This is a genomic window from Actinoplanes siamensis (genome assembly GCF_016862395.1).
Taxonomy (GTDB): domain Bacteria; phylum Actinomycetota; class Actinomycetes; order Mycobacteriales; family Micromonosporaceae; genus Actinoplanes; species Actinoplanes siamensis.
Genome location: NZ_BOMW01000044.1, coordinates 29,852 through 56,702 on the forward strand (window position 1 = coordinate 29,852; position 26,851 = coordinate 56,702).

Sequence of the window (26,851 nt, forward strand, 5' to 3'; positions counted from 1 at the left end):
CGGACCGGGGCCGGCCGGCATGCGTGCGGCGCGGCCCAGGCCGGCGCGCCCGGTCAGCCGCGACCGAAACGAGCCCGGCTGAATTCCCGGTTCGCGTGATGCGCCAGGAAGACCCCCAGGCCGGCATGGCTGTGCATCATCGACATGTCCCGCCATACCCGCTCGATGCGCTGGCCGTGCCGGACCGAGCTGGAGCCCGCCGTCGGGAACAGGTGGCTCTCCACGGCACGCCAGCAGAGCCGGACCGCCTCCCTGCTGATCAGCGCCAGACGCAGTTCCTCGGCCCGGCCGAACGCCGCGGGCTCCCGCGCGCAGAGCGCGCTCCACTGGCGCACCGCGTCCAGCGCCGCCGCCTCCGCCGTATCGATCATGGCACTGGCCTCGGCGTACCGGAACTGGTAGTCGGCGTCGTCGGCACGGCTGTGGATGGGCGGATAGATCGTGGTGCGGGCCGTCATGAGCTGTTCGTAGGCGTCGAGCGCGCCGCGCGCCATCCCGGCGGCGAGCACCCCCAGTTCGAGCAGCATGAAGCTGAGCTGGCCGCCGCCGTACTCCGGATTGTCGTACAGCCGGCGTCCCGGCGTGTCGCCCGGCACCGTCACCTGGCTGAGATGGGTGCGCACGGTGAAGCGGTCCGGCACCAGGGCGTCGTCCACCGTGATGCTGTGCGAACCGCTGCCGCGCAGACCGAGCTGGCCGCCCCAGTCGTCCAGCCGGGTCCACTGTCGCCGCGGGACGACGAACAGCATCGGCTCCGGCTCGCCGTTCTCCCCCGGTACCAGCGTGTGGCCGGCGAAGTGGGTGGCATACGGCGCGCCGGAGCAGTAGGACCAGGTCCCGCTGATCCTCCAGTGCCCCGCACCGGCGCGCTCGGCCGTGCCGCCGGGCACGACCGTCACCGGGCAGATGAAGTCGCCGCCGCGGAACAGCTCGTCCTGGGCCGGCCGGTCGAACAGCGTCGCCATGGGCAACGCGTGAGCCGCCCCGAACAGGTACATCCACCCGGTGGAGGGACAGCCGCGAGCCAGTGTCATGGCCACGCGCATGAACGTCTCGGCACCGAACTCGTATCCGCCGTAACGGCGTGGGACCAGGATGCGGTAGAGGCCGGCACGGGTGAACGCGTCATGCACCTCGGGCGCGTAGTAGGTGCGCCGCTCGGTCTCGGCCTGCCGTTCGACCAGCCCGGGTACGAGTGCCGCGACCCGGGCGAGCAGGTCCTCCGGTGTCAGGTCCGGCTCGGGGTGACCGGACGACGGGTACTCGCGATCGGTGACGGCGATGCTCATCGCTGCAGATCCTTTGTCTCGAGGGGCCGCGGGGTCAGCTCACGCGGTCCGGGCGCGCCATCGGGGCGTCCTGCCGTGGGAGGGCCGTGGAAGCCGCGGCTGCGGCGTCCCCGGCGGACGAGCGGCCGACGGGCGCGACGTGCCGCAGGGCCGTCACCGCGACGACCGCGGCCGCGAGGGCCACGGCGGCGCTTGCCACGGCGGTGCCGTGCAGGCTCGCCGTCACCGCGCCGAAGACCTCGGAGAACAACCGTTGCGCCTGGTCGGTCGGGAGGCTGCCGGCAACGGAGAAGGCGCCCGCGGCGCTGTCGCCGGCCGCCGCCGCGACCTCCGGGGGAAGGCCGGGGTCGAGCTGGATGGTGTTTCGGTACACCGCCGCGCCGAACAGTCCGATGGTCGCCACTCCCAGCGCGATGCCGAGTTCGCCCGCTGTCTCGGTGAGCGAGGCGGCGGAGCCGGCCTTGTCCGGCGGCGCCGCCTGCAGGGTCAGGCTGGCGCCCAGGGCGGCCAGCGGTCCCAGGCCGATCCCGGCGATGACCGAACCGGTCACCAGCATGCCGAGATCGCCGCTGTCGTCCACCCCGGTCAGCAGGAGATAGCCCACGGCCTGGACGACCAGCCCGATCCCGATCGCGTACGCCGGCCGGATCCGCCGGACGAGCAGCGGAGCGACCTGGATGACCACGACGGTCGTCAGCGTCGACGGCAGCAGCCACAGCGCGGTGGCACTGGGCGACAGGCCCGCGACCGACTGCAGATACAGGTACACGAAGAGGATGGTGCCGGAGACGATGCCGGTGCAGAGGGTCAGCACGAGCGCGGAGCTGAGGGCACGGTTGCCGAACAGGCGGACGTCGAGCAGCGGGTTGGGCAGGCGCCGCTGCCGGCGTACGAACATCGCCGCGCACAGCACGCCGAGGACCATGGCGAGCAGGGACGTGGTGGCGGCGCCGTCGCGGGAGAGCTGCTTGAGCCCGTAGACCACCGACAGGATCGCCGCCAGCGACAGGACGACGCTCGGCAGATCGATCCGGGCGGCCGTGGCGCCGCGGTGTTCCGGCAGCAGCCGCGCGCCGAGCAGGACGGCCAGCAGAGTCACGGGTACACCGATGAGGAAGGCCGCACCCCACCAGAACTCCTCGATCAGGCCGGCGCCGATGACCGGGCCGACCGCGCTCCCGGCGGTGAAGCAGCCCATCCACACCGCGATCGCCGTCATGTGCTGGCGGCGGTCGCGGAACATGGCGCTGATCAACGCCATCGTGGACGGCATGATGGTCGAGCCCGCGATGCCGACGAGCGCGCGCGCCCCGATCAGCATCTCCGGGGTGGTGGCGTACGCGGCGAGCAGGTTCGCTCCGGCGAACCCGGCGAGACCGAGGAACAGCAGGCGCTTACGGCCTATCCGGTCGCCCAGCGTACCCATCGTCACCAGCAGGCCGGCGATCATGAAGTCGTGGATGTCGGTCATCCACAGCTGCTCCACGCTGCTCGCGTGCAGATCGGCGCCGATGTGCGGCAGCGCCAGGTAGAGGATGCTGCGGTCCAGCGCGACCAGGACGGTGGGAAGCATCAACACGGCCAGGGCGATCATTTCACGTCTGCCGGCGCGGGACGGTGATGCGACAGGACTGTTCATGAGCGGCCTTTCTGCCGTGCCCGGGAAAGCGGATCGACGTTGTGGGCGCCAGTCTCACACCGCGCGCGACGCCGGCCTTCTCCGAAGATGCTCGATCTTTTTGGGCCGGCTCGGCGGCACGGTCCGCGCACGGATGAAGTGGTCGCCCCCGGCGGGCACCGCTCAGACTGGCCGGATCGCCGGCGGACTGGCGATGCCGCGAGATCACGACGCTCACCCAGCGATAGGACGTTCGAGCCGATGACTTCCGTCAACCACCAGCGCGCCGCGGCCTTCCCCCCGGGCGCCCCCGGCTACCGGGCGGCGACCGAGGTGTTCAATCTGGCAGCGGTTCCGTGCCCCGCGGCCGCGGTCACCACACACACGATCGAGCAGGTCCGGCAAGCGCTGCGGTACGCCCGGGGCGAGGGTCTCGGCGTACGGGTCCACAGCACGGGGCATGCCAGCGCGGGCGTCCGCCCGGTCGACGGCGGGCTTCTCGTCCGTACGGCGCTGCGGGGCGGCGTCTCGGTCGACCCGGCGACCGGGGCGGTGCGCATCCCGGCCGGCACGCGATGGGGTGAGGTGGTCGCGGCCACGTCGCCGCACGGCGTGACCGTGGCGCACGGCTCCTCCCCGACCGTGGGAGCGGTCGGGTATCTGCTCGGCGGCGGCATGAGTTTCTACGGCCGGATGGTCGGCCTGGCGGCGAACACGATCCGGGCGATCGACCTGGTGACCGCGGACGGCGAGATGCTGCACGTCACCGCGGACACGGACCCGGAGCTGTTCTGGGCGCTGCGCGGCGGGGGTGGCGGGTTCGGCGTGGTGACCGCCGTCGAGGTCGGCGTCGTGCCGGTCCGGCACGTGCACACCGGCTCCGCCTGGTGGCCCGCGGTCCACGCCGAGCGGCTGGTGCGGATCTGGCGGGACTGGGCCGGGCAGGCGCCGCGCACCGCCACCACCTCGCTACGGGTGATGAATCTGCCACCGGTGCCGGGCGGTCCCCCGCAGCTGTCCGCCGGGGTGATGGTCAGCGTGGACGGTGCGGTGGTCTGCGACGACGATCCGTCCGCCTCGGTGGCGCGCGAGCTGCTCGGGCCGCTGCGTTCGGTGGCCGAGCCGGTCCTGGACACCTGGGCCACGACAGACGTGTCCGGCGTGCTGCACGCGCACATGGACCCGGACCGGCCGCTGCCCGTCATCGGCGATCACATGCTGCTGCGGGAGTTGAGTGACGACGGAATCGGCAGGCTCCTCGAGGTGCTCGGCGAGGGTTCGGGATCGCCGCTGATCGCCGCGGGGCTCCGCCAGCTCGGCGGCGCCTTCGCGGTCCCGGCGCCCGGCGGCGGGGCGCTCAGCCACCTGGAGGGCGCGTACTCGTACGCGGGCTCCGGCGTGCCGATGGGCGGGGTCACCCCGCAGGCGCTGCGGGAGCACTGCGCGAGGGTACGCGCCGCGCTGCGCCCGTGGGACACCGGCCGGACCGTCCCGTCCTTCGTGGAGTCGTTCGATCAGCCGCAGGGGCACCTGGAGGCGGCGGCGGTCGCCCGCGCCGACCGGGTGCGGCTGCGGGTCGACCCGGACGGACTGTTCCGCGGTGACATCGCGCCGCATGCCACCGCGCTGGCGTGACGGCTCGCGCCTTCTCCCGGATTGCCACATCGCCGCCGGCCGGGCCGATGCGCAACCGACGAGATGAGGCGCCGGCGACCGGCCGGGACGCTGGGCACGGCGGCCGCTGTCCCGGCCGTCTCCATGGACCCGATGGGAGCCGGCATGCGTCCGTTCCGTATCGACATCCCGCAGAGCCAGATCGACGATCTGCACCGGCGGCTGGCCGGGAGCCGGTGGCCCGGCCAGCCGCCCGGCGTGGACTGGGAACGCGGCGTGCCGCGTCCTTATCTGGAGGAGTTGGCCGTCCATTGGCTGCGCCGCTTCGACTGGCGGGCGACCGAGCGGCGGCTCAACGACTACCCGCAGTTCCAGACCGAGATCAACGGAGCGACCGTGCACTTCCTGCACGTCAGGTCGCCGGAGCCGGGGGCGCTGCCGCTGGTGCTGACCCACGGGTGGCCCGGGGCGGTGACCGAGTTCCTCGATGTGATCGGCCCGCTCACCGATCCGCGCCGTCACGGCGGTGACCCGGCCGACGCGTTCCATCTGGTGATCCCGTCGATCCCCGGATTCGGGTTCTCCAGCCCGCTGACCAGCACGGGGTGGAACGCGCATCGGGTCGCGCAGGCGTGGGCCCGGCTGATGGCGGACCTCGGCTACCCGCGTTTCGGCGCACAGGGCGGCGACGCGGGGTCGGTCGTCTCCCTGGAGCTGGGGCGGATCGCGCCGGAGCGGACCGCCGGCGTGCACGTCAACATGCTGCTCACCTTCCCCAGCGGTGATCCCGCCGAGCTGGCGGACCTGGATGCGCGGGATCAGCTGCGGCTGGCCCGGCTGGCCCGGTTCGACGCCGAGCTCTCCGGCTACATGAAGGTGCAGTCGACCAGGCCGCAGACCCTCGCGTACGGCCTCACCGACTCGCCGATCGGCCAGCTGGCGTGGATAGCCGAGAAGTTCCGGGAGTGGAGCGGACCGGGGCGCGACGGGCGCGAGGCCGTCGGCCGGGACCGGCTCCTGGAGATCGTCTCGATCTACTGGTTCACCGCGACGGCCGGATCGTCCGCGCAGCACTACTACGAAGGGGCCCAGGACCTGCGCCTGGCGGCGAGTGGAGCTCGTCCGGACCCGATCAAGGTGCCTGTCGGTGTCGCGGTGTTCCCGCACGACGTTCTGGTGCCGATCCGCCGGCTCGCCGACCGCGACATCGCCACCATCACGCACTGGACCGAGTTCGACCGGGGCGGCCACTTCGCGGCCCTGGAGCAGCCGGAGCTGCTCGTACGCGACGTCCGGGACTTCTTCCGGTCCCTGCGCTGAGACATCGGGGCCTGCTCGATTCGATTGACAAGCAGACCTTTTACGTACAATATTTTTTTCGTTATGCGAGCATGCCGCCTTGCCCGCTGACGCCGACGACGACGAAGGAGAAAGCATGGACGCGACCGCCGCGATCCCTACGCGGGCCGGCAGACGGGAATTCATCGGCCTGGCCGTTCTGGCCCTGCCCACCATTCTCGTGTCGATGGACATCAGCGTGCTCTACCTGGCGTTGCCGCACCTGAGCGGTGACCTCGGCGCCAGCAGCGTGCAGCAGTTGTGGATCACCGACATCTACGGGTTCATGCTGGCGGGGCTGCTGGTCACGATGGGCAACCTGGGAGACCGGATCGGCCGCAAGCGACTGCTGCTGTTCGGTGCGGCCGGCTTCGCGGTGGCCTCGGTGATCGCCGCCTACGCCGACAACGCGGCGACGCTGATCGCCGCCCGGGCGCTACTGGGCGTCGCCGGATCGACCCTGATGCCCTCGATCATGGCGCTCATCAGCGCGATGTTCCGCGACCCCCAGCAGCACACCATGGCGATCACCGTCTGGATGAGCTGCTTCCTGGGCGGCACCGCGCTCGGCCCGATCATCGGCGGCCTGCTCCTCGGATCGTTCTGGTGGGGTGCGGTGTTCCTGGTCGCCGTGCCGATCATGGTGCTCGTGCTGGCGCTGGGACCGGCCCTGTTGCCGGAGTTCCGCAACGAGCAGGCCGGGCGGCTCGATCCGTTGAGCATCGTGCTGTCCCTCGCGGCCATCCTGCCCGCGGTCTACGGGTTGAAGCAGATCACCCGCACCGGCGCCGACGCGCTGACCATCCTCGCCATCGTCGTCGGCCTGGTCTGCGGTGTGCTCTTCGTGCGCCGGCAGAACCGGCTCACCGACCCGCTCCTGGACCTCCGGCTGTTCCATCACAAGATCTTCCGGTCCGCGTTGCTGCTGACCATGTGCGCCGGGCTCGTCGCCGGCAACCAACTGTTCGTCTACCTGTACCTGCAGTCGGTACAGCAGTTGTCGCCGGTGGTCACGGCCCTGTGGCTGCTGCCGTCGGCGATTTCGATGATCATCATCATGCAGCTGACCCCGCTGCTGATCCGCCGGATCCGGCCCGCCTACGTCATCGCCGGCGGCGTGGTGCTGGCCGCGGTGGGATATCTGATGCTCACCCAGCTCGGGAGCTCGGGCAACCTGGCACTCGTCGTCGCCGCGCTCGTGGTGACCAACCTGGGAACGGGTCCGATGGGCAGCATGTGCGCGGCACTGGCCATGCAGTCCGCCCCGCCCGAGAGGGCCGGCTCGGCGGCCGCCATGACGTCGACGGCGGGCGAGCTCGGCATCGCCGTCAGCGTCGCGGTCATCGGCTCGATCGGCAACGCCCTCTACACCCACCAGTTCCGCACCCCTGGCGGCCTCTCGGCCGAGCAGGCCGCCGCCTCCCGGGAGAGTGTGGCGGGCGCCATGGAGAGCGCCAAGGCGCTTCCCGGCGATCAGGCCACAGTCCTGTTGCACAACGCGTTCGACGCCATCACCACGAGTCTGCACGGCACGGCCATCGCCAGCGCGGCGGTCATGGTGGGCGCCGCCGTGCTCGCCTTCACCACTCTGCGCGAGCTCCCCTCCAGCGGCGGCTCGGCGGCTCCGGCCGCGGAGCCCGAGGCCGAGGTGGGAACCGCCGACCCGGTGACCCGGGCGGCTCACTGACCTGACACTCTCTCCCCCGAGAAGAGGCCGGCGGTGTGGTCATCTGACCACACCGCCGGCCTCTCGGTGTCCGGAGCCCTACGCGTATCGGACGACCGCGCGGAAGCGCACCTCGTTGCGCTCCACCGCGTCGACCGCCTCGGCCACCTGCTCCCGGTCGAAGGTCTCCACCAACGGTGTGACCGCGCCCTCGGCCGCCATGCGCAACGCCTCGTGCAACTCCTGCGGCCCGTTGTGCGTGGACCCCACGATCTGCAGCCGGTTCGCCCACACCATGTCGCGCGGGCCGATGGTGAACGCGCCCTGCGGATCGATCCCGGCCAGCACGACCCGGCCGTTGGGCCGCACACCGGCCAGGGCCTCGCCGGCCGCCGCGTACGAGGTTCCGGTCACCAACAGCACGTCGGCCCCGCCGGACTCACGCAGCTGCGTACCGTCGGCCACCACGAGAGCGGCGCCCAACTTGCGCGCCAGCTCCTGCTTCTCGGCGGACCGGGTCACCGCCACCGTCTCGAAGCCGCAGGCACGGGCATACTGCACGGCGAGGTGCCCGACGCCGCCGAGCCCGAGGACCGCGACACGCTCGCGCGGCGCCGCACGGGACGCGCGCAACGCGCTCCAGGCGGTGTAGCCGGCGCACAGCAGCGGTGCGGCCGTCTCGTAATCCAGCTCGTCGGGTAGCGGCACCGTGCCGGAGACCAGGGCGACCACGTACTCGGCGTGCCCGCCCGGCACGGTGACACCCGTCATCACCGGCTCGGCACAGTTCATCCCGGACTGGCCGGTCAGGGGCAGGCCACGACGACAGTACGCACATCGTCCGCACGTGCCCTGCACCCAGGTGACACCCACCCGGTCCCCGGGCCTGCGCGCGGTGACGCCCGGCCCCGCCTCGACGACCTCGCCCACCGCTTCATGGCCGGTGATCACCGGATCGAGCGGCGGGAACGGGAGGACGCCACGGCTGAGCCAGACGTCGTTGTGACAGACCCCGCACGCGTGTACCCGGACCAGCACCTGGCCCGGCCCCGGCCGCGGCGTCGCCACCTCCCGCAGTTCCCACCGCTGTCCGACCGCCGGTACGACAGCCGCCTTCATGCGACCACACCCTCTCCTTCATCAGGACGGGCACGCGGCCACCGCGGGCTCGTACCCGCCCGGTTCCCCGCGCCGGTCAGCGCGGGCAGACCCGATCGGCGCCAGGGCGTACGCCCAGCACCAGGAACTGCGTCACGGCCGCGTCCGCGCAGGCGTTGCCGGAGTGGAGATAGACCAGGTGGCCGCCCTGCTCGACGGTGATCATGCGCGCCCGCTGCCCCAGGGCCCGGCGCGTCTGGAGCGCCCCTGCCAGCGGCGTGCCGGGATCACGCCGGTTCTGCACCATGAGGATGTCGGAGGGACCGTCGTCGCTGATCCGTACCCGCGGCTCCACCGTCCGGGCGGGCCAGAACGCGCACGGCCAGAGACCAGCCGACGCGGCCCCGAAAAGCGGGTAGCGCTCGCGGTCCAGCGCCACGTCTCGCTCGTACGCCCGGACCCCCCGCGGCCAGCCCTCGACGTTGTTGCAGGCCAGATGGAGCAGCCCGGAGAAGTCGAAGGCGGTGTTCGACATCTGGCGCAGCAGGGTCACCTCGTCCGGGTCCAGCGTGCTGCCCGACGTCGCCTTGTTCAGGACGGCCCAGAACTGGGCCAGCGCCGGGAAGGTGGCGTCGGAGAACAGCAGCGCGAACGTCAGGTACCGGAGCAGGCTGCCGTCGATGCGCTCGACCGGCGCACGGTCCAGACGTCCGGCGAGCCGGGACATGGTGGCGCGGACCCGATGCGGCGTGTCGCCCAGTCCGTACCTGACATCTTCGTCGGCGGCCCACGCCGCGAAATCGGGAAACCGCTGCTCCGCGCCGAGTCCCAGACGCCGGGACCAGGTGTGGTCCATGCCGCCGGGACCCACGACGCTGTCCAGGACCACACGGTCGGTACGCCCGGGGAACAGCGTCGCGTACACCGCGCCGATGTAGGTGCCGAACGAGTAGCCGAGATAGGAGACGCGCTCCTCCCCCAGCGCCTGCCGGATCCGATCCAGGTCCCGTGCGACGTTCGCGACGGTCATGTGCGGCAGGGACGCGGCGGAGCCGGACGAGCCGCACCCGTCGGCGATCGCCCGCATCCGCCCCGCGTCCGCCGTGATGTCCGCGCGGACCCGGGCATAGCGTGCCGGCGGGATGGTGAACAGGTGCGGCGCGTCGAGATCACAAGTGACCGGCGTGCTCGCGCCGATGCCCCGGGGATCGAACGCGATGAGGTCGTAACGCTCGCGGACGGTGCTCGGCAGCCCCAGCGCCACCAGCCGCAACGGCAGGGAGAGCTCCGAGGCGAACTGGCCGCCCGGGTTCAGCACCAGCGCTCCGCGGCGGCGAGCCGGATCGGTGCCGGGCAGGCGTGAGATTCCGATGGTGATGGTGCGACCGGCCGGCGCCCGATAGTCGAGCGGCACCTCCACCGACGAGCACTGCAGACCCGCCGCCGCCTGCGCCGCGTCCGGACACGGCCGCCAGTCGGGCGCCGCGACGCGGGCTGGGCCGGGCGGCCGGGCGGCGCGGGCCGGTGCGGACGGCGCGACGACGGCCGCGGCGCTCGCGGTAGCCACGGCGAGCGCCGCCACAAGGAAACGCCCCGACGCCGTCCGGCTGCGGCGCATCCGCGTCGCACGAGCGCGTGAATTCATGTCTCTCACCCTTCCGGAATCAATAGCCGATCCCACTCTAGAAGCAATTACCAGGGAACCGTCCGACCCATCTGCGCATTCTGGAATAAGCATTCGCAGCCATCACCGAATACATTTCAAGAAACACGCCCCGCAGCGACCGGCGTTGGCGCCGACTCACGACGATCGCAGGAGACGACATGGGACCGATGCTGCGCATCCCGGGCGGCTCGTTCGCCATCGGCACACCGCCGTGGATGCTGGACTGGCTCGAGCGCAGCGATCAGCCGCTGCCCCGGATCTGGTTCCAGGATGAGACTCCGCAGGTGAACCGCACCGTCGCGACGTTCCACCTGGACCGGGATCCGGTCACGGTGCGCGAGTTCCGGGCTTTCGTCGACGACTGCGGCTATCGCACCGACGCCGAGCGGCGCGGCTTCAGCATGGTCTACGGCGTCGACGGCTGGGGCGACTGGGACGGCGCGCACTGGCGGTCCCCGGGCGGTCCCGGCACGAACCTCGACGGCCTCGACGAGCACCCCGTGGTGCACATCTCCTACGGCGACGCGACAGCGTACGCGAAATGGGCCGGCAATCGCCTGCCCACCGAGGAGGAATGGGAGTACGCCGCCCGCGGCCCGCAGTTCCGGATCTGGCCGTGGGGCGACGACTGGGGCGGCCACGAGGCCAATACCGCCGAGCACCACGCCGGCACGCTCACCACGCTGGACGCGTGGCGCAAGTGGTGGATCGCGATGGTCGAGCAGCAGGGCGCGATGCCCCTGACCACAGCGGTCGGTTCCTTCGCCGGGCCCGGCGACAGCCCGTTCGGCTGCCGCGACATGGCCGGGAACGTCTACGAATGGACCTCCACCCGCTCCTACCTTTACCACCCGGCAACCGAGTGCGATCCCACCGTCCGCGCGGCCACCGGCCGGTACCGCGTGATCCGCGGCGGATCCTGGATGAACTTCCGGTACCAGGTCCGCTGTGCCGAACGCATACACGGTGACCCGCACGGGTGGTCCAGCTTCGCGCACGGCTTCCGGTGCGCGCGAGACGACTGACATTGGAGGGTGACGTGGTACGGATTGTTCTGCCGTCAGTGTGGACCGAAGGGCACCGAACCGAGTTCTCCGGAACCGAGGGGTCGCTGAACGCGGTGCTCAAGCGGTTCGCCGACGACCACCCCGGATACCGCCGCCGTTTGCTGGGCCCGGACTCCGAGCCGCTGGGTTACCTCAACGTCGTGGTCGACGACGACCTGATTCCCCGGCAGCTCCGCGCCGAGACCGTCGTGGCCGCGGGCAGCACGATCACCATCGTGGCGCCGATGGCCGGCGGCTGACGTCTCCGCGAGCGGCCCCGACGAACCCGGTTCTCCGGGATCGCCGGGGCCGCGGCGTGAGCGGACGCGGACGGCGTCCTCAGCCGTTGAGCGCCGAGTTGCGCAGATCGCGGAAGCCGGTGAACGACTCCAGGTCGCCCACCGTCCAGCCGTCCAGGTCGTATTCGCTGAGGCAGTCGTCCACGAAGGCCTTGTACCGGTCGAGATCACCGCTGGCCAGCTGGGCGGAGAAGAGTTCGACCCGGGTGCTCTCGTGGTTGCCGGCATAGTTGCGCTCGTACAATTCGTGGCGGCCCCCGAACTCGGTGCCGACCGCGTCCCACAGCATCTTCATCACCTTGACCCGCTCCTGTGCGGGCACGCCGTTGGAGCCCCGCACGAACCGCTCCAGGTACGGCCGGATCTCGGGATTGCGGAAGTCGTCGGCGCTGGAGTTGAGGTAGATCAAGCCGCTCGCCACGTCCTGCATCGCGATCTCCCGGATGCGCGGGTACGCGATCTGCATGAACCACCGGTAGGCCAGGCCGTACTGCGGGTTGGGCAGCACCGCGCCGTTGCGCCACGGCACCGGATTGCGGGCGGCGGCGTCGGACAGCGCCCAGAACACGTTGCGCCAGGCGAGCACCTCGCCGAGCCGGCTCTGCACACCACGGAAGTCCCGCGTGCCGGTCAGCTCCAGCGCTTTGGCGAGCAGCCCGGCCAGGAATTCGATCTTCACCGCCAGGCGGGTGCAGCCCTGGAAGGTGAACCGCTCCAGGAAACCCGAGCGTGCGCTGAACGACTGCACCTTCGGCACGTCGCCGTAGATGAAGACGTTCTCCCAGGGGATCAGGACCTCGTCGAGCACCAGGATGGCGTCGTTCTCGTCCAGGCGCGACGAGAGCGGGTAGTCGAACGGGCTGCCCATCACCGCCGCCGAGGCGGAGTACGACGTGCGGCAGATCAGCTTCATGCCGGGCGCGTCCATGGGGACGGTGGCGACCAGGGCGAAGCGGCGGTCCTTGATCGGCAGGCCGTGGTGCGCGATGAAGTTGTAGTGCGTCATCGCGGAGCCGGTGGCCACGACCTTAGCCCCGCTCACCACGACGCCCGCGTCGGTCTCCCGCTCCACGTGGATGAAGACGTCCGCCACCTTCTCCGGTGGCAGGCCGCGGTCCACCGGCGGGTGCACGATCGCGTGGTTCCAGTACAGCACCTGCTCCTGCGACCGCGCGTACCAGCGCCGGGCGTTGTCCGCGAAGGGGGCGTAGAAGTCGGCGTTCGCCCCGAGGGTGCCGAGGAAGGACGCCTTGTAGTCGGGACTGCGCCCCATCCAGCCGTAGCCCAGCCGGGCCCAGGCCGCGATGGCCTGCTGATCGGCGACCAGGTCCGCCGCGCTGCGCGGCGTTCTGAAGAACCGGTGGGTGTACCCGTCGCTCCCCGTGTCGGTCGCCGTCGTGAGCACGTCCCGGTGCCGCGGGTCGTGCAGCGCGTCGTAGAGGCGGGCGAGCATGCGCACGGGGTTGTGGAACGCCGGGTGCCGCGTCACGTCCTTGACCCGTTCGCCGTACAGGAAGATCTCCCTGCCGTCACGCAGGCTCTCCACGTATTCGTCCCCGGTCAGCGGACGTGTCTTCGGGCGGTCGGTCACGCGATCACGCTCCTTGCCGTCGCCGCATGGGCGACACGGTGGGTCAGTGGCGAACAATCGAGGCGGCACGGCTTACCCCGCACGCCCGCCTCGGCCTCACGGCGCGGTCGTCCGCGCCTCGAGCAGCTTGTCCAGTTCGGCGACGGTGGGAGCGTCGAAGATGTCGGCCACGCCCACCTCGGCCAGAAGCTCGCTCCGGATCCGCCCCACCAGGCGCAGCGCCAGCAGCGACTGGCCGTCGAGGTCGAAGAAACTGTCGGTCAGGCCGACCGCGTCCGCCTGCAGCACCTCGGCGAACAGGTCGCACAGCACGCGCTGGCGGTCGGTGACCGGCGGCCGGTACGGGGCCCGCCGGCCGGTGTCCGGCGCCGGCAGCGCACGGCGGTCCAGCTTGCCGTTCGGCGTCAGCGGCAGCCGGTCCAGCACCACGACGTCGGCCGGGACCATGTAGGACGGCAGGTGCTCCCGGGTCCGGGCCAGCAGGGCGTCCACGTCGACCGGGCCCGCGGCGACCACGTACGCGACCAGCCGCCGCTCCCCCGCCGTGCCCTCGCGGGCGGTCACCACGACGTCGGACAACCCGGGTTGGCCACCCAGCACGTTCTCCACCTCGGCCGGCTCCACCCGGAATCCCCGGATCTTGACCTGCTCGGTGGCTCGCCCGGCATGGTCGATCAGGCCGTCCGCCGTCCACCGGGCCAGGTCGCCGGTGCGGTACATCCGTGCGTCACCGCCGGCGAACGGGTCCGGCAGGAAGCGCTGGGCCGTCAGGTCGGGACGGCTCGGATACCCGATCGCGAGCCGTCCACCGCCGAGGTAGAGGTCACCCACGACGTCCTTGCCGACCGGCCGCAGCCGGTCGTCGAGGATGTACGCGCGCACATCCCGCAGCGGGCGGCCCACCGGCACGGTGGCCCCGGGCGGATCCGTCATCGGCCAGCTCGTCGCGAAGGAGGACGCCTCCGTGGCGCCGTACATGGCCCGCACCACCAGTCCCGGGCAGGCGGCGAGCACGCGCCGCACGGCGGACGCCGAGATCGTGTCCCCGCCGGTCAGCACCTCCCGCGCCCCGGCGAAGCAGGCGGGCGCCTCGTCGGCCAGCACCCGGAAGTGGCCGGCGGTCACGTGCAGCGCGGTGACGCCGTGGCGTTCGATCAGCCGGCGCAGGGCCGGGCCGTCGGCCACGCCCGGTGGCGCCAGGACGACGGTGCCGCCACGCAGCAGGGGTACCCACAGCTCGTAGGTGGAGACGCCGAACGCGTGCGGCGCCATCATCAGCACCCGGTCGTGGTTGCCGCCGTCCCAGCACGGGTCGAGCGCCAGCCCGAGGACGCCGCGGTGGCTGACCAGGACACCCAGCGGCGTGCCCTCGGAACCGGAGGTGTACATGACGTAGGCCGCGTCGTGTGGCCGGGCCGGGCTCGGCTCGTCCAGGGGACGGCAGTCGTCGAGTCCCGGGCCGACCGGCACGACGTGCCTCACGCGCGGCAGCTCGCCGGGGTCCTGATCGGCGTCCGACAGCAGGATCGTCGCCGCGGCGTCGTCAAGCACCTGCTGCCGGCGCGGCGGCGGATAGGCGTCATGAACCGGCAGGTAACAGCCGCCGGCACGGACGACGGCCAGGATCGCGACGACCAGGTCGGGCGAGCGCCGCATGAGGACGGCCGCGACGTCGCCGGGGCGCAACCCGCGGTCGCGCAGCCGGCCCGCCAGCCGACCGGCCCGCTCGTCCAGGTCCCGGTACGTGAGCCGCCGATCACCGGACACCACCGCGACGGCGTGCGGGTCTCGCCGGACCCGCGCGCGAAAGCACTGGTCGATGGATTCGAACTGCATGACCTACTCCTTCCAGGTACGGTCGCCGGTCCCCGGCGTCAGCGGCCGGCGATCAGCTCGCTCAGGAACCCGGCGACCACATCGCGGGAGACCTTGCAGTCGAGCAGGAGCACCCCGGGGCAGCCACGCGCCGACCAGGACCGTACGACCCGTAGATCCGCGATCTCGCGGACCGTCTGGGCGGCCGCGCCGAGGGCCCGTGCGATGCCGGCGAAGTCGGTGTCCGCGAAGGACGCGGTCCGCAGGTCGGCGCCCCGTGGCCCGTACATGTGGACCTCGAAGCCGAAAGCGGCGTCGTCGTAGACGACGACGAGCGCGGATGCGCCGGTACGGACGAGCGTCTCCAGTTCGGGCAGGCCCATCAGGGCGCCTCCGTCGCCTACGGCGGCGACGGTGAGGCGGTCGGGGCGGCCGGCGGCCGCGCCAACCGCGCCGGCGAGGCCCAGTCCGATGGTCTGGAAGGCCGCTCCCATGAACGCCAGCCCGGCCGGGTCGGGCACCGGCCAGTGGCGGATCGGCCATTCGATGAACTGGCCGCCGTCCAGCACCACGGTCCGCTCCACCGGCAGCAGGCGGGCGAGCGCCGCGGTCAGGGTGCGCGGGTCGATCCGTCCGTCGGCGCGGCCGTCGTCGTCGGGATGCTGCCCGGCGGGCGGATCCTTCCGGCTCGCCAGTGAGTCGCGCCAGTGGCAGGCCGGGACGCCCCGGGCGTCCAGTTCGTCGCGCAGCGCGCTGGCGGCCGCCGCCGCGTCGGCCCGCACGGTCAGGTCTGCCCGTGCCGGCGGGTCACCCGCGGCGGTGTTGACCTGCACCAGCGTCGCGGCGGGATGCACCAGCAGGCCGTGGTGCAGGGTGAACGGGTCCAGGCTGGCGCCGAAGGCGATGATCAGGTCGGCGTCACGGATCAGCTCCGCCGCCGCCGGCGGGGCGAATCCGCCGAAGACGCCCAGGCACCAGGGGTGGCCGGCGAACAGGCCGCTGGCCATGACCGTGGTCGCGTACAGCGCGCCGAGCCTCTCGCCCAGGTCCAGGATGGCTTTGGTGGCGCCGCCGCGCCACGCCCCGGCGCCGGCCAGCAGCACCGGCCGGCGGGCGAGGGCGATGGCGTCGGCGACCGCCGCCAGCTCCGGACCGGCCACCGTCTCGTGACCGCCCGGCGCCGTCAGCTCGCCGGCCGGCGCGACGTCGGCGGGCGCGGCATCGGGCACGTCCGCCGCGACGATCTCGCCGGGCACGCACAGCACGACCGGACGGCTGCCGGCGCGCGCCAGGCGCAGCGCGGCGGCGACGGTCCGCATCGCCGACGCGGGGTCCGTGATCCGCAGGACCCGGGCGCCCAGGGAGGCGGCGAAGGCGGCCTGGTCCACGTCATGGGGACGGCGACCGGCCAGCGGGGCGTCGCCGCACACCACGAGTGCGCCGCTGCCGTGCTTGACCGCCTCGGCCAGTGCGGTCGCCGCGTTCGTCAGGCCGGCGCCGTGCGACGTGGTGCATATCGCCACTTCGCCGCTGACCCGGTGGTACGCGTCCGCCATGGCCATGGCGCCGGCCTCGTGCCGGGCCGGCACGTACCGGATCCCGGCGCGGGTCAGGCCGGCGACGGTGAGGATGTTGCCTCCGCCCACCAGGCCGAACGCGTATCGCACACCCGAGCGGGCCAGCGTGCCGCCGATGGCGTCGGGAAATGCCGTCATGGTCACTCCTCGTGTCGTCCGGCCGTGCCCGTGTCCCGCCGCGCCGGGCCGGCTCAGGCCAACTCGAAGATCACTTCGCCGACGGTCATGTCGATCCGGTTGGTGCGCAGCAACTGCCACCCGCCCTCGTCGAACACGCTCTCCCACTCCGCGACGGTGGGCAGCGAGATGCCCATCAGGTCGTGGCCCAGCTCGAACCCCACCACGAAGATCGGCAGGTCGGCGTCGGCGACACCCTCGGTGCGGGTGGCGTCGCCGAGAAGCAGCCGGCGCGCCGCCGGGAAGCATTCCCGCAGCCGTCGCAGCGTGGCCACGCACCGGTCCTTGGGCCAGAAGTCGTGGCCCATCATGAAGCAGGTCAGCAGTTCGACCTCGTCGAACTCGGGGCGGCGCCGCAGTTGCAGAACGTCGCCCTCGAGGAACGTCGCGCGCTGCGCCAGGCCGGCCGCCTCGGCGTCACTGCGCGCGTCCACCAACGCCGGGCGCGCGATGTCGACACCGATGCCACGCGCTCCCGGGAAACGACGCAACAGGTCCAGCACCCGACCGCCGCTACCGCAGCCGAGATCGGCCACCACGCCGATGTCGCCGTCGATGCGGTCCAGGGCGGCACGGAAGGTGCTCTCGTAGCAGAGTTCGTTGATCTCCCGGCACGCGTACGCGATCGCCGCCGCGTCGCGCCGGTAGTAGGAGCCGGTACGGTTCGCCTTGACCAGCGCGTTCGGCATGGCCTGGAACAGTTCCGCGCTGCCACGGGACAGCCAGTGGAAGAACGACTTCATCCGGTACGCCTCGGCGGAGTGGTCGGACAGCGTGATCACCGTGCCGGTGCGGCGCACCAGGTCCACCGACGCCAGCGCACGGCACAGTCCGACGGTCGACGTCGCGTCCAGGCCGTGCGCAGCCGCGTAGACGACGGCGTCCACCTCGCCGGTCTCCATGAGCTCGTCCAGGAGGCCGATCTCCCAGGCCGCCGCGACGGCCCACGACGCGACAGCGGAGTTGAAGATCGAGGTGACGTGCGGACTGGCGGCGCCACCGCTGGCGCCGGCGGGGGAGGCCGGTCCGCCGGTCCGGGGTCGCCGTCGCGTGGCCGAGGTTGTCATGGGTCGTCCTCCGAGATCGATGGCCCGTACTGCGCACCATCCTGGGAGACGCCGGTTCGGCCACGCACCTCCACAAATGCTCTTCCCCCTGGCCACAAGCCCGCTGAGGTGCGCATCCTCAGAGATGGAGCGCCTCGGGCCGCCGATGACAATGAGTCGGACATCGTCCCCGCCGCTGGCACAGCGGATTCTCGAACGAGAGGCGAGGCCCATGAGAGCGCACTCGACCGTCGCACCGAGCCTCGTGCCGCGTACCGATCCGCATGCGGCGCGGCGGATTCTCGAATCCCTCACGGCGCGCCCCGCGCTCGCCGCCGACGTGCCGGACTGGCTGGCCGACCATGCCCGCCGGCACACGTTCCGTGTCGAACGCGTCCCGTTCGAGGCCCTCGACCATTGGCACTTCGACGCCGTGACCGGCAATCTGCGACACCGCAGCGGGCGTTTCTTCACGGTGGAGGGGCTGCACGTCGAGGCGGAGGGGCCCCCGGTCGCGGCGCCACGGACCTGGCGGCAGCCGATCATCGTGCAGCCCGAGGTGGGCATCCTCGGCATCCTGGCCAAGGAGTTCGACGGCGTTCTGCATTTCCTGATGCAGGCGAAGATGGAGCCGGGCAACCCGAATCTGGTCCAGCTCTCCCCCACCGTGCAGGCCACCCGGAGCAACTACAGCCGGGTGCACGCCGGCGCCGGCGTGCGCTATCTCGAATACTTCCGCTCACCGGGACACAACACGGTGATGGTCGACGTGCTGCAGTCCGAGCAGGGGGCGTGGTTCTACCGCAAAGTCAACCGCAACATGATCGTCGAGACCCGCGACGACGTGCCGCTGCACGAGGACTTCCGCTGGCTGACCCTCGCGGAGATCGGCGCGCTGCTGCGCCGGGACCTGGTCGTCAACATGGATGCCCGGACCGTGCTGGCCTGCGCCCCGCTGGCCGGCGACGAGTCCGCCGCCCTGCATCGCGACGCCGACCTGATGTCCTGGTTCGTCGCCGAGCGCTCCGGACATCGCCTGGTGGCGCGCTTGATCCCGCTCGCCGACACGACGGACTGGACACGGGACGACACCACCATCCGGCACGTGCCCGACCGGCACTTCCAGGTCGTGGCGGTGCGGGTCGAGGCGGGCAGCCGCGAGGCGCCCCGCTGGACGCAACCCCTGTTGGAGCCGCTGGACCGCGGCGTGGTGGCGTTCGTCATGCGCCGGTTCAGCGGCGTGCCGCATCTGCTGGTCACAGTACGGGTGGAAGCCGGCTTCCTGAACACCGTCGAGCTGGGGCCGACGGTGCAGTGCGTGCCGAGGGACGCCGACGGGTCCGGGGTGCTCCGCTCCCCGTTCCTCGACCTGGTGCTGCACGCCCCGGCGGACCGCATCCGGTACTCCGCCACGCACTCGGAGGAGGGCGGCCGGTTCCTCAACGCCGAGAACCGGTATCTCATCGTCGAGGCCGACGCGACAGAGGCGCCGGCCCGGCCCCCGGCCCATCACTTCTGGGTGACGCCGGGCCAGCTGCGGTCGCTGGTCCGGCACGGCAACTACGTCAACATGCAGGCGCGGAGCCTGCTCGCCGCGATCAACTCCGGCGCCGTGGACCTGCAGAACTAGCGGCGGCCGGTGTCGCGTACGAATCGCTCCCTTCGAGACCGGAAGGCTTCTGCGCTCTATGTCAGACACACCGATCCCGGCAGCGGCCGGCACCCTGCACGCCGCTCTCACCCCCGCGGGCGCCGCTCTGCTCGACCTGCTGACCGGACACCTGCCCGGCGTCCACAACGCCGCGGACCACTGCAATCGCACCGGAACCTTCCCGGGCGACGTCTTCAAGGCGTTCGGCGAGAGCGGCGTCCTGGGCGCCACCGTGCCTCGCCGGCTCGGCGGCCTGGGCCTGGACCGCCTGTACGACGTGGCCACCGCCCTGCTGACCGTGGCCGAGGTGGACGCCTCGACCGCGCTGGCCCTGCACGCCCAGTTCAGCCGCGGACTCACCTTCACCTACGAGTGGCTGCACGGTGAGCCGCACGCCCGGCAGCTCGCCGAGCGGGTCCTGCGCGCGATGGCGCTGGGCGACCCGGTCAGTGGCGGTGTCAAGGAGCATCCGTCCGCGGTCACGACCATCACGCCGGACGGTCATGGCGGCTGGCGGCTCAACGGCCGCACCACGATGGTGACGATGGCGCCCGTCGCCAAGCACATCATCACGGTGGCGCAGACCCGCGGTGACGGTTGTCCGGTCCGGCTCGCCACGGTGCTGGTGTCACCGGACAACCCCGGCGTGACGGTGCTGGACAACTGGGACGGCCTGGGCATGCGGGCGTCCGGCACGGTGGACGTGCTCTACGAGGACGCCGGCGTCCCCGGCGCGGACGTACTGGTCCGCGGCGCGGTCGGCGCGCAGCACGACGGAGCCCTGGCGGGGCAGACCGTCAGCTCGATCACCATGCTCGGCATCTACCTCGGCGTCGCCCAGGCCGCCCGGGACTGGGCCGTGCGGCACGTGGCCCGGGGCGGGCAGGCACCCCCGGCCGCGGTGCGCCCGCTGGTCGCAGAGATCGACGCACGTCTTTACATGCTGCGTGCCACGGCCGGCAGCGCGTTGCTGAACGCCGACACGGCGGCGCAGGAGATCACCGACGTGGCGGTGCGCGGCCGCTCGATGATGGTGCCGTTCCAGTACGCCAAGTTGATGGTCAACCGGCACGCGCCCGCGCTCGTCGACGACTGTCTGACCCTCGTCGGCGGCGCGACCTACTCCGCGGGGCACCCGCTGGCCAGGATGCTGCGCGACATCCGCGCCAACAATTTCATGCAGCCCTACAACTACATCGACGGAGTCGAGTTCCTCAGCGCGCACGCGCTGGACCTGCCCTACGACAGCAACTACATCAGCGCCCGTGCGGCACGGTCGCTGCGATCGGAGAGGAGCGGCCCGCGGTGACCACGCGCGTGTGGGACTACCTGCCGGAATTCGCGGAGGAGGAGACGGACATCCTCGACGCGGTACGGACGGTCCTGAGATCGGGCCGGCTGATCCTGGGCCCCGCCGTCCAGTCGTTCGAGGCGGAGTTCAGCGCCTACCACGGCGTGGCCCACTGCGTCGGTGTCGACAACGGCACCAATGCCGTCAAGCTCGGCCTCGAGGCGCTCGGCATCGGTCCGGGCGACGAGGTGATCACCGTTTCCAACACCGCAGCCCCGACCGTGGTGGCCATCGCCGGCACCGGGGCGACCCCCGTCTTCGTCGACGTCGGGGACGACTACCTGATGAACACCGGGCAGCTGGCGGAGGTGCTCACCACGCGCACCCGGGCGGTCGTGCCGGTGCACCTGTACGGGCAGTGCGTCGACATGGACCCGGTGCTGCGGTTCGCCGAGACACACGGCCTGGCCGTGCTGGAGGACTGCGCCCAGGCGCACGGTGCGCGGCATCACGGCCGCCTGGCCGGCACCATGGGCGACGCGGCGGCGTTCTCCTTCTACCCGACAAAGGTGCTGGGCGCCTACGGTGACGGTGGAGCGCTGCTGACCGCACGCGACGATGTCGACCGGGCCCTGCGCCAGCTGCGCTACTACGGCATGGACAAGGTCTACTACGTGGTCCGCTCCCCCGGGCACAACAGCCGGCTCGACGAGGTGCAGGCGGAGATCCTGCGGCGCAAGCTGACCCGCCTGGACGGCTACATCGCGGGACGCCGGGCCGTCGCACAGCGCTACGCCGACGGGTTGAGCGACCTCACCGGCGCCGGTCTCGTCCTGCCCACCACCGCGCCGGGCAACGACCATGTTCACTACGTCTACGTGGTCCGGCATCCCCAGCGCGACCGCATCCTCGAGCTGCTACGCCGGTACGACATCGAGCTCAACATCAGCTACCCGTGGCCGGTGCACACCATGTCGGGCTTCCCGGGCCTGGCCACGCCCCGCGTGCCCCTGCCCAACACCGAGCGTCTCGCGACCGAGATCTTCTCCCTGCCGATGTACCCGTCCCTGCCCCGGCACGTCCAGGAGAGGGTCATCGCGGCGCTGCACGACGTGTTCTCCGAACTCTGACCGACCACACGCGATCTGGAGACAGCCATGACCGATGACGGCAACACCCGACCGCGCGCCACCTGCCGGGTATGCGGCGATGGCCTGGAGCAGTTCCTGGACCTGGGAGAGCAGCCGATATCGCAGGCGTTCGTGGAGCCGGGCGCCGACGCGGAGGAGTTCTTCTTCCCGCTCGTGGTGGGCGTGTGCACCGGGTGCGCCATGGTGCAGTTGCTCCATGACGTGCCCCGGGACCGCATGTTCCACCACGACTACCCGTTCTACTCGTCGAGTTCCCAGGCGATGCAGGAGTACTTCGCGGGCGTGGCCCGGGAGTTCCTGGACACCGACCTGACCGGCGACCGGCCGTTCCTGGTGGAGATCGGATGCAACGACGGCGTGCTCCTGCGGACGATCAAGGACGCGGGCGTACGCCACCTGGGCTTCGAGCCCTCCGGCGGAGTGGCCGACGTGGCCCGTGCCCGGGGCATCCGGGTGCGCGGGGACTTCTTCGAGGAGCGCACGGCCAAGGAGGTGTGTGCCGCCGAGGGCACCGCCGACGTGATCTATTCGGCGAACACCCTGTGCCACATCCCGTACCTCGACTCGGTGTTCCGCGGCGTGGACGCGCTGCTCGCTCCCGACGGCGTGTTCGTCTTCGAGGACCCGTATCTCGGTGACGTCGTCGCGCAGACCTCATTCGACCAGATCTACGACGAGCACTTCTACCTGTGGTCGGCGGAGTCGGTACAGGCGACCGCCCGGCGGTTCGGCTTCGAACTGGTCGACGTGCGCCGCCTGCCGGTGCACGGCGGTGAGGTCCGCTTCACCCTCGCCCGGGCCGGCAGGCGGACGCCCACCCCGGCGGTGGCCGCGCTGGTCGCCGAGGAACGGCAGCGGCGCCTGTCGAGCATCGACACGCTGCGCGGCTTCGCGGCGAACGTCGCACGCGTCCGTGACGACCTCGTGCGTACGCTCACCGACCTGCGCGAGCGGGGGCGCCGGGTCGTCGGTTACGGCGCCACGGCCAAGAGCGCCACCGTTCTGAACCTCTGCGGCATCGGTCCCGACCTGGTCGAGTTCATCTGTGACACCACCCCGGACAAGCACGGCAAGCTGACTCCTGGACAGCACATCCCGATCCGGCCCGCCGAGGCGTTCGCCGACCCGTATCCCGACTACGCCCTGCTGTTCGCCTGGAATCACGCCGCCGAGATCATGGCCAAGGAGCGCGCGTTCACCGCGTCCGGCGGCCGGTGGCTGCGCTACGTGCCCGACGTCCACGTGGTGTGAGGTGGCGGCGACGCCGTGGCGGCCGGGCCGCCACGGCGTCGCGGTGGTCAGGACGCGGCCACCCGGGTGGCCAGCCCGGCAACCGTCGCGCGCAGCCCTTCGGCCAGTGGCGTCGACGGTCCCCAGCCGGTCACCGACCGGAACGGCCCGGAGTCCAGCACGAGGTCGCGCAGGTCGCCGGCGGTCGCCTGTGCCGGTGCGGGCGTCGACGTGACCGGTACCGCCGGGCGTGCGGTGTGCCCGGCGACCGTCGCGGCCAGCGAGGAGAAGAGGTCGACGAGCCGGACGCCCGTGCCGCTGCCGACCAGCCAGTGCCGGCCGGCGAGGGCGTCCGCGTGGTCGATCGCCGCCACGAGGGCGCCCGCCGCGTCCCGCACGTACACCAGATCTCGGCGGGCCTCCCCGCCGTCCCACACCGTCAGATCGCCACCGGCGAGGGCACGGCGGGCCATCGCGGTCACCACTCCCTTGTCCACCGGGCCGCCGTAGACCATCGGCAGGCGCAGCGACACGCCCCGCAACACACCGGCCCGCGAGGCGTCCAGCAGCAGGCGCTCGGCTGTCAGCTTCTGCCGGTCGAACGCGTTGTCCGGCTCCTCCGGCTCGGTACCGGTCAGCGGCACCCGTGCCGGAGGTCCGGCCTGCGACGCCGAGCCGGCGTACACGACGATCGGCGCCGGCCTCCGGCTCTCGCGTGCCAGCGCATCGAGCAGCGCACGCGGCACGCCGACATTGACCAGCTCGGCCTCCCGGGAGCCGGCGTCGCGCCAACCGCCGGTGTGCTTGACCAGGCACAGGACGACATCCGCGCCCCGCACCGCCGCCTCGACCGCCCCGGGGGCGGTGAGGTCGGCCACGACGGTGCCGATCTCGGCTTGTCCGGCCGGCAGGGCGGCGGGTGCGCCGCGCCCGACCAGGCGCACCCGTACCGGCCGCTCGGCCAGGGCGGCGGCGACGGCGGATCCCAGGGATCCGGTACCGCCGAGGACGGCGATGGTTTGCCGGGTGTCGCCCGGCGTGTCAGCTGACATGGGAACGCCCTTCGGTGAGGAGACCGCGGGTGGCGGGTGTCCAGCCTCGCCACGGCGGGCCTGGAGACGCATCTCGCGACGTGCGAGATGTCGTGCCGCACCACCACAGTCCGCACGGTGGAAGAAGCACGTGCCGCCTCGATCGGCGACGATCCTCTGGATGCGCCGACGGCGGCGCCAAGCGACCAGCGAGGGGGACCGGGTGCAGAGTCGTCGCAGCTTTCTCCGACTGAGCGTGGGAGGCGCCGCCGCCGTGGCCGGGCTGGCCGGCGCCGCGCCGGCCGGCGCCGCACCGTACGGTGCCGACTGGGACGGGCTGCGCCGGCATCTCGACGGCGACCTCGCACGACCGGGGGATCCGGCGTACCAGAACGCCCGGCGGCTGGCGAGCGCACAGTACGACGTGATCCGGCCGGCCGCGGTGACCTACTGCGCTTCCACCCGCGACGTGCAGCGGGTGATCCGGTTCGCCGGCCATCACGGCATCCCCGTCGCGGTCCGCAGCGGCGGCCACAGCTTCGGCGGGTTCTCGACCGGCCGGGGCATCGTTCTCGACGTGTCCCGGCTGGATCACCTCGCGACCGGTGGCGGCACCGTCGTGGCCGGACCGGGAGTCCAGCAGGTCGACGCGCTGCACCGGCTCGCGCCGCGTGGGCTCATGCTGGCCGGCGGCGTCTGTCCGAACGTGTGCCTGGGCGGCTTCGTGCAGGGTGGTGGCATCGGATTCCTCACCCGCAGCCAGGGCCTGGCCTGCGACCGGCTGATCTCGGCGACCGTCGTGCTGGCCGACGGCCGGGTGGTGCGTGCCTCCCGCGACGAGCATCCCGACCTGCTGTGGGCCCTGCGGGGCGGTGGCGGCGGCAACTTCGGAGTCGTCACCCGGTACGAACTGGCGCCGGTACACGTCACCTCCATGGTCAATTACACGTTGACCTGGCCGTGGGAGCGGGCGCTGGAGGTCATCGACGCGTGGCAGTCCTGGGCCGTGAGCGCGCCGGGCGAGCTGGGCGCCTCCCTGGGCGTCCTCGACGTCGACGCGGGGCGCTCGCAACCGCAGGTCACGGTGTACGGAGCCTGGTTCGGCCGGCCGGACCGGCTCGACGTCCTGCTGGACGCTCTCGAGACCGGGGCCGGCACACCCGCGGTGACCCGCAGCGTGCAGCAGCACCCGGCGTACGAGGCGATGATGCAGTGGTACGGCTGCGCGGACCTGAGCGCCGATCAGTGTCACCGGGTCGGCTACGCGCCCGACGCCATGCTGCCGCGGACGAACTTCTACGCGACGCGGAACCGGATGTTCGCCCGTACGCTGCCGCCGCGCGACCTCCGCCGGGCGCTCGACGTCTTCGCCGCCGACCGGCGCCCCGGCCAGTTCCGCCTGTTCTACTTCGAGACCCTGGGCGGCGTCTCCGGAGCCCGGCGGCGCACCGACACCGCGTACGTGCACCGGGATTCCGTGCTCGTCGGGGGGTACGCTCTCTCGCTCACCGACCCGGCGTTCACCGCGGCCGACGTGGCGGCGGGCCGCCGCTGGCTCGCCGACGGCCTCACCGCGCTGGACCCCGCCTCCCAGCACGAGAGCTACCAGAACTTCATCGACCCCGAGCTGGACGACTGGCGAGCGGCCTACTACGCGGAGAACTACCGGCGGCTGTCGGACGTCAAGCACCGCTACGACCCGCACCGGTTCTTCCGTTTCGCCCAGGGCATCGACTGACCGCCCGCGCCCGGCCCAGGCAGACGCCGGTCGTCCCACTACTCACCGAGCGGACACCCGAACATGTCGCACACCCCCGCACCGGTTCTCGGCAGCCTCCTGCTGGCCAGCACCGACCCCGACCGACTCCGCGACTGGTACGAGCGCGCCTTCGGGGTGACCGCCGACGGCGACGGCTTCCTGCGTCTGGGCGGCGTCGGACTGCTGATCGACCACCGGCAGGATGTGGCCGCCCGCGCACCCGAGCCGGCCCGCGTGATCGTCAATCTGCACGTCGGCGACGCCGCGGCGACGGCCCGGCATCTCGACACCCTCGGGGTGCGATGGCTGGCAGAACTGGAGTACCGGGAGCCGGCCGGCGCCTGGTTCGGCACGGTGATCGATCCGGACGGCAACTACGTCCAGATCATCGAGCTGACCGACGCCTACTGGGCCGCCCGCCACAGGCGGTTCACCGGGACGGCCGACGGGCTGGTCGCCGTATCCGTCACCACCCGTCTACCGGCACAGGACCTGGAGCGCGCCCGCCAGTTCTACGCCGGCAAGCTGGGCCTGCACCCCGCGGAGACGAGGCCGGGCGGTCTGTTGTACCGGATCGGGGCCGGCAGTTTCGCGGTGTACCACTCGGCGGGACGTCCGTCCGGCGCGCACACCCAGATGTCGTGGCAGGTGGAGGACATCGAGACGGCCGTCGCGGCGCTGCGCCGCCGCGGGGTGCTGTTCGAGGAGTACGACCTTCCCGGCCTGCGTACCGTCGACGGCATCGCCGAGGTGACCGGCAACTATCCGTCCCTGGGCGCCGGGGAGCGGGCGGCCTGGTTCCGCGACAGCGAAGGCAATCTGCACGCCCTGGGCCAGCCGGTCACCGCCCGGTGAGGGTCGTCGCTGTCCGGCGCACGAGTGCCGGCGGCATCGCGGG

At 72.0% G+C, this 26,851-nt stretch carries 20 protein-coding genes; 11 read left to right on the top strand and 9 right to left on the bottom strand.

Annotation, left to right across the window (positions count from 1 at the left end; genetic code table 11):
• Positions 1-53: 53 nt before the first annotated feature.
• Together Asi03nite_RS22720 and Asi03nite_RS22725 are read right to left on the bottom strand one after the other, a co-directional pair.
• Positions 54-1,289: an acyl-CoA dehydrogenase family protein gene (locus Asi03nite_RS22720; RefSeq protein ID WP_203682455.1), complete on the bottom strand. Its 1,236-nt coding sequence runs from the start codon at positions 1,287-1,289 to the stop codon at positions 54-56.
• Between the two features lie 34 nt (positions 1,290-1,323).
• Complete coding sequence (locus tag Asi03nite_RS22725) at positions 1,324-2,883, bottom strand: MFS transporter (RefSeq protein WP_239102863.1); 1,560 nt, start codon at positions 2,881-2,883, stop codon at positions 1,324-1,326.
• 285 nt (positions 2,884-3,168) lie between these two features.
• On the opposite strand from Asi03nite_RS22725, the gene Asi03nite_RS22730 reads away from it, so the two are divergent.
• From Asi03nite_RS22730 to Asi03nite_RS22740, 3 genes are all read left to right on the top strand, one after another.
• Positions 3,169-4,542, top strand: coding sequence for an FAD-binding oxidoreductase (locus tag Asi03nite_RS22730; protein WP_203682457.1), 1,374 nt, complete (start codon positions 3,169-3,171; stop codon positions 4,540-4,542).
• Positions 4,543-4,686: 144 nt separating this feature from the next.
• The gene (locus Asi03nite_RS22735; RefSeq protein ID WP_203682458.1) at positions 4,687-5,841 is read left to right on the top strand and encodes an epoxide hydrolase family protein; all 1,155 of its coding nucleotides are present in this window, start codon (positions 4,687-4,689) and stop codon (positions 5,839-5,841) included.
• Between the two features lie 115 nt (positions 5,842-5,956).
• Positions 5,957-7,546: an MFS transporter gene (locus Asi03nite_RS22740; protein WP_203682459.1), complete on the top strand. Its 1,590-nt coding sequence runs from the start codon at positions 5,957-5,959 to the stop codon at positions 7,544-7,546.
• A 78-nt stretch (positions 7,547-7,624) separates the two neighbouring features.
• Here Asi03nite_RS22740 and Asi03nite_RS22745 read toward each other — a convergent pair whose 3' ends face one another.
• Both Asi03nite_RS22745 and Asi03nite_RS22750 read right to left on the bottom strand, forming a co-directional pair.
• Positions 7,625-8,644 (bottom strand): alcohol dehydrogenase catalytic domain-containing protein, encoded by a 1,020-nt coding sequence (locus tag Asi03nite_RS22745; protein WP_203682460.1) that lies wholly within the window; start codon positions 8,642-8,644, stop codon positions 7,625-7,627.
• A gap of 76 nt (positions 8,645-8,720) precedes the next feature.
• Complete coding sequence (locus Asi03nite_RS22750; RefSeq protein ID WP_239102864.1) at positions 8,721-10,268, bottom strand: alpha/beta hydrolase; 1,548 nt, start codon at positions 10,266-10,268, stop codon at positions 8,721-8,723.
• A 179-nt stretch (positions 10,269-10,447) separates the two neighbouring features.
• On the opposite strand from Asi03nite_RS22750, the gene Asi03nite_RS22755 reads away from it, so the two are divergent.
• Together Asi03nite_RS22755 and Asi03nite_RS22760 are read left to right on the top strand one after the other, a co-directional pair.
• Positions 10,448-11,314, top strand: coding sequence for a formylglycine-generating enzyme family protein (locus Asi03nite_RS22755; RefSeq protein WP_203682461.1), 867 nt, complete (start codon positions 10,448-10,450; stop codon positions 11,312-11,314).
• 14 nt (positions 11,315-11,328) lie between these two features.
• Positions 11,329-11,595, top strand: a complete 267-nt coding sequence (locus Asi03nite_RS22760; protein ID WP_239102865.1) for a MoaD/ThiS family protein — start codon at positions 11,329-11,331, stop codon at positions 11,593-11,595.
• A 79-nt stretch (positions 11,596-11,674) separates the two neighbouring features.
• Here Asi03nite_RS22760 and Asi03nite_RS22765 read toward each other — a convergent pair whose 3' ends face one another.
• The 4 genes from Asi03nite_RS22765 to Asi03nite_RS22780 form a co-directional block, all read right to left on the bottom strand.
• Positions 11,675-13,225 carry a 4-hydroxyphenylacetate 3-hydroxylase family protein gene (locus Asi03nite_RS22765; RefSeq protein ID WP_203682462.1) on the bottom strand — a complete coding sequence of 517 codons (1,551 nt, stop codon included), beginning with the start codon at positions 13,223-13,225 and terminating at the stop codon, positions 11,675-11,677.
• Between the two features lie 96 nt (positions 13,226-13,321).
• Positions 13,322-15,061: a non-ribosomal peptide synthetase gene (locus tag Asi03nite_RS22770; protein WP_203682463.1), complete on the bottom strand. Its 1,740-nt coding sequence runs from the start codon at positions 15,059-15,061 to the stop codon at positions 13,322-13,324.
• A gap of 38 nt (positions 15,062-15,099) precedes the next feature.
• Positions 15,100-16,755, bottom strand: a complete 1,656-nt coding sequence (locus tag Asi03nite_RS22775; RefSeq protein ID WP_203682464.1) for a thiamine pyrophosphate-binding protein — start codon at positions 16,753-16,755, stop codon at positions 15,100-15,102.
• Between the two features lie 53 nt (positions 16,756-16,808).
• Entirely contained in the window at positions 16,809-17,861 is a 1,053-nt protein-coding gene (locus Asi03nite_RS22780; RefSeq protein WP_203682465.1) for a class I SAM-dependent methyltransferase, read from the bottom strand.
• 211 nt (positions 17,862-18,072) lie between these two features.
• Here Asi03nite_RS22780 and Asi03nite_RS22785 point away from each other — a divergent pair, with 211 nt between their 5' ends.
• From Asi03nite_RS22785 to Asi03nite_RS22800, 4 genes are read left to right on the top strand one after another with little or no spacing between them, the layout of a single operon-like run.
• Complete coding sequence (locus Asi03nite_RS22785; protein WP_203682466.1) at positions 18,073-19,470, top strand: NDP-hexose 2,3-dehydratase family protein; 1,398 nt, start codon at positions 18,073-18,075, stop codon at positions 19,468-19,470.
• A gap of 58 nt (positions 19,471-19,528) precedes the next feature.
• Positions 19,529-20,800 (top strand): acyl-CoA dehydrogenase family protein, encoded by a 1,272-nt coding sequence (locus tag Asi03nite_RS22790; RefSeq protein WP_203682467.1) that lies wholly within the window; start codon positions 19,529-19,531, stop codon positions 20,798-20,800.
• Positions 20,797-21,912 (top strand): DegT/DnrJ/EryC1/StrS family aminotransferase, encoded by a 1,116-nt coding sequence (locus Asi03nite_RS22795; RefSeq protein ID WP_203682468.1) that lies wholly within the window; start codon positions 20,797-20,799, stop codon positions 21,910-21,912. Before Asi03nite_RS22790 ends, Asi03nite_RS22795 begins: the two co-directional genes overlap by 4 nt.
• 27 nt (positions 21,913-21,939) lie before the next feature.
• Positions 21,940-23,184 (top strand): class I SAM-dependent methyltransferase, encoded by a 1,245-nt coding sequence (locus Asi03nite_RS22800; RefSeq protein ID WP_203682469.1) that lies wholly within the window; start codon positions 21,940-21,942, stop codon positions 23,182-23,184.
• Positions 23,185-23,231: 47 nt separating this feature from the next.
• Here Asi03nite_RS22800 and Asi03nite_RS22805 read toward each other — a convergent pair whose 3' ends face one another.
• Positions 23,232-24,215, bottom strand: a complete 984-nt coding sequence (locus Asi03nite_RS22805; protein WP_203682470.1) for an NAD-dependent epimerase/dehydratase family protein — start codon at positions 24,213-24,215, stop codon at positions 23,232-23,234.
• A gap of 160 nt (positions 24,216-24,375) precedes the next feature.
• Here Asi03nite_RS22805 and Asi03nite_RS22810 point away from each other — a divergent pair, with 160 nt between their 5' ends.
• Both Asi03nite_RS22810 and Asi03nite_RS22815 read left to right on the top strand, forming a co-directional pair.
• A complete protein-coding gene (locus Asi03nite_RS22810) occupies positions 24,376-25,932 on the top strand; it encodes an FAD-binding oxidoreductase (protein ID WP_203682471.1) in 1,557 nt (518 codons plus the stop codon).
• 63 nt (positions 25,933-25,995) lie between these two features.
• Positions 25,996-26,808, top strand: a complete 813-nt coding sequence (locus Asi03nite_RS22815; protein WP_203682472.1) for a VOC family protein — start codon at positions 25,996-25,998, stop codon at positions 26,806-26,808.
• Positions 26,809-26,851: the final 43 nt, after the last annotated feature.

Bases quoted from the DNA above. Each gene is read 5' to 3' on its own strand.
- Asi03nite_RS22720 (WP_203682455.1), bottom strand. From the start codon at position 1,289: ATGAGCATCGCCGTCACCGATCGCGAGTACCCGTCGTCCGGTCACCCC.
- Asi03nite_RS22725 (WP_239102863.1), bottom strand. From the start codon at position 2,883: ATGATCGCCCTGGCCGTGTTGATGCTTCCCACCGTCCTGGTCGCGCTG.
- Asi03nite_RS22730 (WP_203682457.1), top strand. From the start codon at position 3,169: ATGACTTCCGTCAACCACCAGCGCGCCGCGGCCTTCCCCCCGGGCGCC.
- Asi03nite_RS22735 (WP_203682458.1), top strand. From the start codon at position 4,687: ATGCGTCCGTTCCGTATCGACATCCCGCAGAGCCAGATCGACGATCTG.
- Asi03nite_RS22740 (WP_203682459.1), top strand. From the start codon at position 5,957: ATGGACGCGACCGCCGCGATCCCTACGCGGGCCGGCAGACGGGAATTC.
- Asi03nite_RS22745 (WP_203682460.1), bottom strand. From the start codon at position 8,644: ATGAAGGCGGCTGTCGTACCGGCGGTCGGACAGCGGTGGGAACTGCGG.
- Asi03nite_RS22750 (WP_239102864.1), bottom strand. From the start codon at position 10,268: ATGAATTCACGCGCTCGTGCGACGCGGATGCGCCGCAGCCGGACGGCG.
- Asi03nite_RS22755 (WP_203682461.1), top strand. From the start codon at position 10,448: ATGGGACCGATGCTGCGCATCCCGGGCGGCTCGTTCGCCATCGGCACA.
- Asi03nite_RS22770 (WP_203682463.1), bottom strand. From the start codon at position 15,061: ATGCAGTTCGAATCCATCGACCAGTGCTTTCGCGCGCGGGTCCGGCGA.
- Asi03nite_RS22775 (WP_203682464.1), bottom strand. From the start codon at position 16,755: ATGACGGCATTTCCCGACGCCATCGGCGGCACGCTGGCCCGCTCGGGT.
- Asi03nite_RS22780 (WP_203682465.1), bottom strand. From the start codon at position 17,861: ATGACAACCTCGGCCACGCGACGGCGACCCCGGACCGGCGGACCGGCC.
- Asi03nite_RS22785 (WP_203682466.1), top strand. From the start codon at position 18,073: ATGAGAGCGCACTCGACCGTCGCACCGAGCCTCGTGCCGCGTACCGAT.
- Asi03nite_RS22790 (WP_203682467.1), top strand. From the start codon at position 19,529: ATGTCAGACACACCGATCCCGGCAGCGGCCGGCACCCTGCACGCCGCT.
- Asi03nite_RS22800 (WP_203682469.1), top strand. From the start codon at position 21,940: ATGACCGATGACGGCAACACCCGACCGCGCGCCACCTGCCGGGTATGC.
- Asi03nite_RS22805 (WP_203682470.1), bottom strand. From the start codon at position 24,215: ATGTCAGCTGACACGCCGGGCGACACCCGGCAAACCATCGCCGTCCTC.
- Asi03nite_RS22810 (WP_203682471.1), top strand. From the start codon at position 24,376: ATGCGCCGACGGCGGCGCCAAGCGACCAGCGAGGGGGACCGGGTGCAG.
- Asi03nite_RS22815 (WP_203682472.1), top strand. From the start codon at position 25,996: ATGTCGCACACCCCCGCACCGGTTCTCGGCAGCCTCCTGCTGGCCAGC.